Genomic DNA, 8,877 nt, shown 5'->3' on the forward strand with positions numbered 1-8,877 from the left:
GCGATGCCGAAGTCGGTGAGCAGGACCCGGCCGTCGTCGGCGAGGAGCACATTGCCGGGCTTGACGTCACGGTGCAGGACGCCCGCGGAGTGCGCGGCGCGCAGGGCCCGCAGCACCCACAGGCCGATCCGGGCGGCCTCGGTCGGCTCGACGCGCCCGTCCTGTTTGACGGCGTCGGCCAGCGAACGGCCCTCGACCAGCTCCATCACGATCCAGGGACGGCCGTCGTGTTCGAGGACGTCATGCACGGTGACGACGGCGGAGTGGTTGATCCGCGCGGCCGCGCGGGCCTCGGCCCTGGTCCGCGCCAGCAGGACCGTACGGTCGCTCTCGGAGACGTAGAGCGCGGCGGTCAGCTCCTTGAGGGCGACAGCCCGGTGCAGCAGCTCGTCGTGCGCGCGCCATACGCGGCCCATGCCTCCGCTGCCGATGGCGTCGACGAGCCGGTAACGGCCCGCAACCAGCAGGCCCTGCATCTGATTCACGTTGCCCCGCAATGCTCTTGACAGGGTCAGCGTAAAGACCGGCCCGCGTCCGGGGAACCAGCGGGGGGCCAAGGACACCGCACTGTGACGGTTGTCGCTTCTGCCTCCGCGACGGAACCATTCACACCGACCGGCCGACCGACGGGGTTACCGAGCGGTCGCTCAGCCCGTGTAGCGGTAGCTGGCCGACGCCTGCTCGAACAGCCGCGTCACCTCGTCCCGCTCGGCCTCCGGGCCGCGCAGCTGCACGACGTGGTACCGCCCGTCGAGCAGCAGCGCCACATTGCGTACGAACAGCTCACGCCCGTCGCCGCCGGTCCAGGTGAACTGCCCCTCGGCGGAGGTCCGTCCGCCCACCCGGATGGTGCGCAGCCCGGAGGCGGTGGCCCAGCTGGAGTCGCGGTACGGCTGCAACTCGCTCTCCTTCTCCCGCTGGTACACCATCGGGTCGCTGCCGTACTGCGCCGCGGAGTCCCGCCCCGGCACCACGATCAGCTCGAAACCGGCGTGCGTGTAGACGACTTGACCGCGCCCGTTCTTCGGGGCGCGGTCCCAGCCGTCGGCGACGGCGAGCTGGAAGCCCTCGGCGTCCTTGCGCAGGGTGAAGCCGCCGGGCAGGGCGCCGGACTGCGTCTCGGCGGCCCCGGAGGCGGACGCGGAGGGGCTGTTGCCCGAGGTGGAAGGGCTTCCGTCGGGGCTTCCGTCGTCGGGCCGGGGCTCGCTGCTCGCGTCGGGCGCCGGGTTCGCCTGGCCCGCGGATCCGGTCCGCTCCGCGCCGCCCGCGCTGCCGGTGCCCTCCTCGCCGGCCTTGGGCATGAACATCACGGCGTACGCGACCGCCGCCGCCAGCAGGAGCAGCACCACCACGACCAGGGTGCGGCCCAGACTGCGGGGCGACCGTCCCGTCTCCGCCGGGCCCCGCTTGTGCCGCCCGTGCGTCGCGGGCAGCCCAGCGCGCCGTCTGCGCACCAGCTCGCCCCTGCGGCGCACGATCGGCAGGCGGCGCGGGTCGGTGGGCGGTGCGGCGACGACGTAGGTGCCCGCCTCGGGTTCGGGCGCCGAGCGCACCAGCGAACGCAGCCAACCGCTCAGTTCCTCGAAGTCCAGCCGCTCGGTGGGGTCCTGACGCAGCAGCGACTCCACGACCGGCCGGAGCGGGCCGCACTCCTCGGCGAAGGCGGGCGGCTCGGCGCAGACCAACTGCACCAGCTCGGCCGTCGACTCCTCCGGATAGGGGGCGTGCCCCTGCACGGCGCGGAACAGCAGCGCGCCGAGCCCCCACAGATCGGTCGCGGGCCCGATGGGCGCGGCCAGTTGCCAGTTCTCGTGCACGGGCCCGGCCTGCTCGGGCGCCCACCGCTCCGTGACGGGCCCGACGACCGCCATCCGCGCCTGCCGCGCCCGCTCGGCCGCCAGGGCCGTGGCCGGCCCGCGCCGCACCGCGGCCCCGGCGGACGGCTCGTCCCACCGCGTCCCGGCAGGTCCCCCGCCGGTTTGCGCCGGCACGGGCACCGCGCCGGTCCCGAGCGCCGCCGGAGCCGGTGCGCCGGCCACGCCGTAGGGATCGGCGATCTGCCCGGACGGCGTACCTCCCACGCCACCCGGCCCCTGCGCCCGACCACTGCCGAGGACATACGGCGAAGGCGCCGCGCCCGGGATACCGGTACCGCTACCGCTACCGCTACCGCTACCGGTGTCGCCGTCGACGGAGGTGCGGGCACCCGGCAGCGCCGTCCGGCCGTCCTGCTGCGCCTCGTGCACCCGCGCCGCGGCCCGCGCGCCCGCGCGGTACGCGGCGATCGCCCCCGCCCGCGCCGCACGGATGTCCCCGCCCGTCTCCACGGGTCTGCGGGCCACCGCACCGGAGGCCCCGCCCGACGGCTCGGGTGCCGCGGCGGGCAGCCCACCGGCCGCCCGCGCCTCGATCGCGGCCCGCCGAGCGGCCTCGGGATCCACAGCACCGAGGTGCGGCTGCTGCACCTCCCGCTCCGGCGCCTGTATCTGCGCCTGCGCCCGGCCCTGTGCCTGCGCCTGCGCCTGTTCCTCGTCCATTGGCACCGGGTCGTACCCGCACAGCGCCTCTTCCGCCGCTCCGACCGCCAGCCCGGTCAGCATCACCCGGCCGTCGTCACAGACGAGGACGGTGCGCGCGGTGATGTTCCGGTGCACCCAGCCGTGCGCGTGCAGCACCCGCAGCGCCATGAGCACGTCGGAGGCGACCTCCGCCGCCCGGTACGGGGTCAGGGGCTTCTCCGCGAGCAGCGCCGCCAGCGGCCGGGCGGAGACCAGTTCGCTGACGACCCACAGGGAACCGCCCTCGGCGAACACGTCGAAGACCTGGTCGAGCCGCGGATGGTCGGGGATGCTCGCGGCGGCCTGCGCGGCCTCGACGGCCCGTCGTACGACGGGATCGGCGGGGCGGCGTGTACTCGCCTCCGCACCGGTGCCCCGCACGGGCCTGCGCGCGCCGCGCTCCCGTGCCGTGAACCCCTGGGGCAACCCCTCCGCGTCGAGCACCTCGGCCTCGACGACCTCCGGCAACGGCACCTGCCGCACCAGGACTTCCTGCCCGCTGTAGGTGTCGAAGGCCCGGGTCTCGGTGAGTTCGTACTCGTCGGACGGCGGCAGCGGCAGGCGGTAGCGGTCGGCGAGTACCCGTCCCGCATATTCGTCCACGATGCCTCCCCCGGCCACCCGGTCGGTCAGATCCGTTCGCCACACGGACCGTTTCCGCCGGCTCCAGCCGGACAGCTGGATGCGTACGGTCCGCAGCCACTCACGATACGTGCCGGAGGCAACCCGCAAAGAGGGGATGCGAGATCTGGACACACCGAACCCGCGCCGCGCGCCTTACGCACACCCGCCGGCGTCCGCGCCGAGCGCCTGCCGCAGGCGCGCCCGGCGCGGCTTGCCGCCCCGCGCTACGCCTTCGGCGTGAACGTCTTCGTGAACGTCTCCCAGGTGCTCACCCGCAGATCGCCGTCCCACGCGGCGGACTTCGCCGTATGCATCAGGGCATGACCGAGGTGGCCGTTCACCACGAATCCGCGGTCGATCGTGCGGTACGCGGTCCCGCTCTCCGAGTAGGTGAACTCCCAGTCGGCCGTGTTCCAGCCGCGGTAGTCCACCTTCTCTATGCGGACCCTCTTGTACTGGGAGCGCTTCATGGAGCGCTCCTGGTTCTCCCAGTCCGCGACCGGGTCGTCCTTGGGCGTGGTCGTCCACCCGATGAGCAGCTTCTGCCCGTCGGGCCCGGTGAAACGATCCCCCGCGGCGCTGGTGGACTGGTACTTCCACCCGGCCGGCAGCCCGATTTTGTAGCCCTGCTTGCTCGTGTGTGTCGTCACGGCCGCACCGGCTCCGCTGCCGGAGGTGCCCGAACCGGCTCCACCGGCCGCGGCGGTGCTGCTGGGCGAGCTGCTGCCGGAGGCCGATCCGGACGCCGCGGACTCCGGCGCCGAGCCGTCCGCCCGCGCCCCGCTGTCCTCGTCGTCCTTGGTGTCGGCGGCGGCACTGTCGCTGGCGACGGCCTGGGAACCGCCCCCGCTCTTCGCCCCGTCCGGATCGTCCTCGCCACCACCGAGGGTGAGGGCAAGCACGGTGCCGAGCACGGCGAGGGCCACGACCACGGCGATGATCACCAGCGTCCGCTTCGGCACCACGTCGGTCAGCGGCGCCCTGGGCACCGGCCGCGGCGGCAGATCCGGCGGTGTCATGACGGGCCATCCCGAACTGCGTGGCGCGGGCCCGCCGTTCGCCCCGCCCTGGCCGGGAGCCGCTCCGGTCGCGCTACGGGAGACCGGCACGGAGGCGGAGGCCGCGGTGGTCGTCGCCTTCGCGGCGGCGGTCCCTTCGGCCTTGGTGGCCGCCACGGCAGCCGCCGAGGTGACGGCCCCGGTGGCGGCACCGCCCCGCGTCTCCTCCTGCGTGCCCAGGGACCTCGATGCCCCCGAAGCACCGGAACCGCCTGACACGCCGGGCGCGTTCGACGACTTGGCCCGACCGGCGGCGGCCGAGGTGGCCGCCCCGGCCGCGACAGCGGCCTTCCGCACGGACCGCAGGGCCCCGCGCAGCTTCTCGGCCGCCTCTCCACCGGACGAGCCGCCGGACGAACTCGCCGACGAACCCGCCCTGCTTCCCGGTCCATCCGGCTGCATCGGCAAGGGCACGACCTTCGTCGCGTCCGCCGCCTCGGTCTCCCGGCGGTCCGGCGCGTGAAGCACCGCGTTCAGCTTCGCCCGTGCCCCGGCGTCGTCGAGCCGCCGCACAGGGTCCTTGGTGAGCAGGCCGTAGATGACGTCCCGCAGCGGACCCGCGTTCTTCGGCTCGTCCAGCGGCTCGGTCATCACCGCGGTCAGCGTCGCGATGGCGGAGCCCTTGTCGTACGGAGGTGTCCCCTCGACCGCCGCGTACAGCAGGCCGCCGAGCGACCACAGGTCGGCCGCCGGTCCGGGCTTGTGACCGCGGGCGCGCTCCGGGGAGATGTAGGAGGGCGCGCCGACCAGCATGCCCGTCGAGGTGATGGACGGGTCGCCCTCGACCTGGGCGATGCCGAAGTCGGTGAGCACGACCCGGTCGTGCCGGCCGAGCAGCACGTTGTCGGGCTTCACGTCCCGGTGCAGGATGCCCGCCGCGTGAGCGGCCTCCAGCGCGCCGAGCACTTCCAGGCCGATCCGGGCGGCCTCGCGCACGCCGAGGGTGCCCTCCTCCAGGGCCCCGCCCAGCGACCGCCCGTGGATCAGCTCCATCACGATCCACGGCTGCCCGTCGACGACCGCGACGTCATGGACGTTCACGACGGACGGATGGTCGAGCCGGGCCGCGGCCCGCGCCTCACGCCGCATGCGTTCGAATGCGTTGGCCCGTTCACGTTCGGGAAGATGGTCCGGTACGCGCGGCTCCTTGACGGCGACCTCCCGGTCCACCGTCTCGTCCTTGGCCCGCCATACGGTGCCCATGCCGCCGTGCCCGAGCTTGGCGAGGAGCCGGTAGCGGCCCGCGATGAGCCGCCCGACGCCGGGTTCCTGCGGTGCGGAGGCGACCTGGGCGGGCATCGCGTAGGGGTTGTCGGGGTGCGGGGCCTGAGGTGCTCGCGCAGGCTGCTGCACATCCGCCGGCTGAGGCGTCTGCGGAACAGACGGCTGCGGAACGGGCGGTTGCGGAACAGACGGCTGCAGGACAGGCGGTTGCAGAACAAAACTCGTCGTGTCGTCGGCCCCGTGGCCCGGTCCCCCGTTGTGGCTCATGCGTCCATCCATATCGCGCCAGGCGGGCCGATATCCACCGGCGGCGCTCACCGGTCACAGACCCGTGACGCGGACCGTCCTTTATCTTCCCTTTATTCCGGTACGAGCGTGTCGACGGCCACGTCGAAGTACTCCCGTGCCTCACGCGCCTTCCCGACCGGCGCCGACACCCACACGTCGTACAGCCGTCCGCCGTCCTCCCAGCACAGGTCGTACGTGTGCCGGGCGCCCTCGGCGGCGTCGAAGCCGTTCCAGGTGAACTGCCAGAGAGCGGCCGGCCGGCCGGCGCGGGTGGTCTCGGTGACGCGGCCGTCACGGTAACCGGGGTTGGTGTCCGGGCCCTTGGCCGCGGCCCGCTCCATCACGCCCAGGGGGCCTCCCCGCTGCGGCACGGTGATCTTGATACCGAGCCGGAAGACCTGCCCCGGCGACAGGTAGAAGACCCGCTCGCCCTGTGGATCACGGGTGAACCCCTCCGGCACGGCGAGCGCGAACCCGGCCGGGTCGTCGACGACCCGATAGCCGGAGGGGGCGGTGGGACGCCCGTGGGAGGGCGTCGGCGTACCGCTGGGCGTGTCACTGTGGGTGCCACTGGGAGTGCCGCTGGACGTCGTACCCGTCACGCCCGGCGCTCCCGGTGTACCCGGCGTCCCGCTCGGCGCCCCCGGTACTCCCGGTGCCGAAGTCGACGGCGTGTCGCGCCCGTCGCCCCCGCGGTCGAGCAGCAGGGCCGCCGCGGACACGCCCGCGCCCGCCATCGCGGCGACCAGCAGCGCGGCCACCAGCACGCCCCTCGTGGACCGTTCGCGCCGCGGCGGGTCCGAGGCCGGGCGGTCGGGCCGCTGGTGAGGGAGGTCGGCCTGCGTGGGCGTGTACCCGGTCCGGCCCGACGGCGTACGCCCGGTGTCCAGGAAGGCGCGCAGCATCCGCTCCGCCTCCTCCGCGGCCAGCCGCCGGTCCGGATCCCGCTCCAACAGGCCTCGTACGACCGGCAGGAGCGGCTCGGCCTGCGGCGGCGTACGGATGTCGGCGAAGACGACGGCGTGCAGGATGCCGCCGAGCGAGTCGCGGCGGAACGGCGACTCGCCGCTCAACGCCGTGCACAGCAGCGCGCCCAGCGACCACAGGTCGGAAGCGGGACCCGTCCGCTCCCCCGACATGCGTTCCGGAGCGGTGTACTCGGGCGAGCCGACGAAGGAACCCGTCTCGGTGAGGGTGGTGGCACCCGCGACCTGCGCGATGCCGAAGTCGGTGAGGACGGCGCGGCCGGTGGCGGAGTCGACCAGGACGTTCGCGGGCTTGATGTCCCGGTGCAGCACCCCGGCCGCGTGCGCGGCGCGCAGGGCGCCGAGCAGGTCGGCGCCGATCCGGGCGGCCTCACGCGGGTCGATCGGGCCGCGCTGCGCGATCCGGTCGGCGAGCGAGCCGCCCTCGATCAACTCCATGACGATGTACGGCCGTTCGTCCTCCTCGACGACATCGTGGACCACGATGATGTGCGGGTGGCTGAGCTGGGCGACCGCGCGGGCCTCGCGCAGGGTCCGGTCGCGGCGGGCGCGGGCCTGCTCGGCGGACAGGGCGTCGTCCTGGACCAGCTCCTTCACGGCGACACGCCGTCCCAGCAGGCGGTCCGTCGCCCGCCACACGATCCCCATGCCGCCGCGCCCGAGCCGCGCCTCCAGCCGGTAGCGACCCGCGATGACCCGGACGTCGTCCCCCTCGGTCCCCATGCGCCCATCATGCCCCACCGGACGCCGCGCCTCCGGGGCGCCGACCGGCCAACTCCCGGACGTGGCGCCCCCACTCCGGCGGGGGCGGGTTCAGGAAGTGCTCGGAGGCTCCCGCCAGCTCTGGAGGACCGAGGTGAACTGCCGGGCGGTGCGCGCCCAGTCCTTCGCGGGCGAGGACATGTAGATGACGTACTCGGTGCCGTCCCGCGAGATGTACGTCTCCTCGATCGCGTGCCGCGGACCGGGGAAGTCCGTGTCCTTGGCGAGCGCGGTCCAGGTGTACTCCCACCGGGCGCCCTCGCGGTCGCGGTAGGTGTTCCGCTCGAGGGTGACCTTCTCGTAGTCGACCAGCCGCTTGAGCTGCTGGTGGAGGTCGAGCTGGTGGGCGTAGGGGTCGTCGAAGTCCGGGGAGGCGTCGATGGCGATGCGCACGAAGTGCTTGCCGCCGTCGGGCGAGTAGTCGATCTGCTTGAGGTCGCCGTCGTCCTGGAACACCGACCGCTCCCAGCCCGGAGGCAGCGAGAGCCCGAAGCCGAGGGGGTCGTGGATGTCCTTCCAGGAGTCGGGGCCGGTGCTCTGCCCGGACCCCTTGCCCGTGGGGGTCGGGCTGGGGCTCCGCGAGCCGGAGCCCTGCGCCGTGGCGTCACCGCCCCAGGTCCGCAGGGCCATGGCCGTACCGCCTCCGACCAGCGCGGCGACGACGACCACGAGAGCGAGGACACGCAGCCGGCGGCGCCTGGGCGGTCTCTGGGACGGCGCGGGCCCGCCGGGTCCCAGCCCCGTCGGGCCGATGGCGGTCGGGCCGTCGGCGACGGCCTGGGCGTGCGTGCCGGAGGCGGCGGGAACGACGGACGGCGCGCCTGCGTGCGCTCCGGAAGCCGCCCCGGCGTACGGACCGGAGGGCGGGTACGGCGTACCGCCGCCGCTCGTGTGGGCAGCCCCGCCGGTCGTCGGGCCGGTCGCCCCGCCGGTGTGGCCACCGGTGGCCTCGCCACCCTGCGTGCCGTGCCCCGCCGGTCCCGTGTACTGCGTGGGTATGTACGCCTGCGCCTCGTCGGGCCGACGGCCCTCCGCCGCCTCCGCGAGCAGGCGTTCCGTACCGTCCGTGTCGGGCCGGGCGGCCGGTTCCTTGCGCAGCAGCGCGGCGATGACGGGCGCGAGCGGGCCGGCGTACCGCGGGACGGCGGGCTCCTCCTCGACGACCGCCTGCATCGTGGACAGCGGCGAGGTGCGGCGGAACGGGGAGAGTCCCTCCACCGCCGTGTACAGCGTGGCGCCGAGCGCCCACAGGTCGGAGGACTGGCCCGGGTCCTGGCCGCGGATCCGCTCGGGGGCGAGGAAGTCGACGGAACCGACGACCTCTCCGGTGCGGGTGATGGTGGTGTCGCCGTCGATCTGGGCGATGCCGAAGTCGGT

Annotated in this window: 5 protein-coding genes; all 5 read right to left on the reverse strand. The window is 74.3% G+C overall.

Features of this window, described 5'->3' with window-relative positions; genetic code table 11:
• Positions 1-476: serine/threonine-protein kinase (locus BZL64_RS20980; protein ID WP_167396177.1), on the reverse strand; the 476-nt coding region annotated here is incomplete at its 3' end.
• 171 nt (positions 477-647) lie between these two features.
• Positions 648-3,161: a protein kinase gene (locus tag BZL64_RS20985; RefSeq protein WP_086770747.1), complete on the reverse strand. Its 2,514-nt coding sequence runs from the start codon at positions 3,159-3,161 to the stop codon at positions 648-650.
• Positions 3,162-3,406: 245 nt separating this feature from the next.
• On the reverse strand, positions 3,407-5,539 hold the full coding sequence (locus BZL64_RS20990; RefSeq protein WP_086770744.1) for a serine/threonine-protein kinase: 2,133 nt from the start codon (positions 5,537-5,539) through the stop codon (positions 3,407-3,409).
• A 284-nt stretch (positions 5,540-5,823) separates the two neighbouring features.
• Entirely contained in the window at positions 5,824-7,461 is a 1,638-nt protein-coding gene (locus BZL64_RS20995) for a serine/threonine-protein kinase (protein ID WP_086770745.1), read from the reverse strand.
• Between the two features lie 90 nt (positions 7,462-7,551).
• Positions 7,552-8,877 (reverse strand): serine/threonine-protein kinase (locus tag BZL64_RS21000; protein WP_086770746.1); only part of this gene is annotated, 1,326 nt, incomplete at its 5' end.

This window comes from Streptomyces bobili (assembly GCF_002154575.1).
Taxonomy (GTDB): Bacteria; Actinomycetota; Actinomycetes; order Streptomycetales; family Streptomycetaceae; genus Streptomyces; species Streptomyces bobili.